This is a genomic window from Gluconobacter sp. Gdi (assembly GCF_014132155.1).
Lineage (GTDB): Bacteria > Pseudomonadota > Alphaproteobacteria > Acetobacterales > Acetobacteraceae > Gluconobacter.
Genome location: NZ_BLJQ01000046.1, coordinates 1 through 1,148, shown reverse-complemented (window position 1 = coordinate 1,148; position 1,148 = coordinate 1). Strand labels below are relative to the sequence as shown.

Annotated in this window: 2 pseudogenes; one reads left to right on the top strand and one right to left on the bottom strand. The window is 56.3% G+C overall.

Annotated features, from left to right (window positions below):
• Positions 1–236: pseudogene (locus JN414_RS16375) on the top strand (transposase); the annotation flags it as partial.
• A gap of 57 nt (positions 237–293) precedes the next feature.
• On the opposite strand, the pseudogene JN414_RS16370 reads toward JN414_RS16375, so the two are convergent.
• Positions 294–971 (bottom strand): annotated as a pseudogene (locus tag JN414_RS16370) (IS5 family transposase); the annotation flags it as partial.
• Positions 972–1,148 lie beyond the last annotated feature (177 nt).

Genomic DNA, 1,148 nt, shown 5'->3' with positions numbered 1-1,148 from the left:
AGCGGACGGAATATCTGATCAACGATCGCCTCTCCTTTATGCGTTTCCTTGGTCTGGGACTTTCAGATCGGGTGCCGGATGCCAAAACGGTCTGGCTGTTTCGCGAGCGTCTGACCCAGGCGGGTGCGATCGATGGGCTGTTCAACCGCTTTGATGCGACCCTGCGCAACGCCGGGTATTTGCCGATGTCCGGCCAGATCCTGGATGCCACACTGGTAGCGGCTCCAAAGCAGCGGAAGGCTCTGTTGCACAATTCACTAATCGGTCGTGCTGAATGCTTTTATGGTTTTCGGTTACGCGACGGGATGAGTGAGTGGGATTCCGAGCGCTGTGAAGCGATTGAGGATGGCGACGCGGACGTGAACCTCCGTGATCTGACGGTTGAAATCCCGCGCCGTCAGGCGCTGGCCCAGAAGCTTGATGCAGTGCATTTTTGTCTCGATGCGGCTTCGTCGATGATAACCGCTCCGTCGTCTCCAGTTGGCCCGTCCGAGATGCTTGCAAGCCTGCAGAGCTTCATTTCGGGCAATGGCTCCCGCTGATGTGGGGCGCCACGGTTTTGCGTTCTTTCGAGGGGGTATGACAGCCTGTGCGCCACGATTGGCGATGGTGTCATGGGATCGCCTCGTGTCATACGCGCCATCGGCCGTGACACTGGCAATGTCCTCATCTTCAGGGATTTGTTCCAGAAGCGCAGGCAAAACCGGTGCATCACCGGTCTCGTTTCCCGTCATTTCAACAGCCCTGATTTCCAGAGATCCTTCGTCGACCCCGATATGAAGTTTACGCCAGATACGACGTTTCGAACCGCCGTGCTTACGTCTGTGCCATTCACCTTCTCCCTCGACCTTGATCCCGGTGCTGTCGATCAGGAGATGCAAGGGGCCGTCCGAACCGCGATACGGAATATCGACTGTCAGGGATTTCTGCCGGCGGATCAGCGTGCTGAAATCCGGCACAGACCACGCAAGTGGAGGGTTCGAAAAACCCTCTGGTATTGAGGTCTGCTCTGTGATTCCATTTTCCTTGCGTTGATTGGAGTATGGATCATGAAGCAGGCGGGATTTTTTGACGTTGAAGAGCGGCTTGCCCGGCTGAGCGGGCTTGGTGATCAGCTCGAAGCATTTTCCCGGACTGTGGATTTTGAA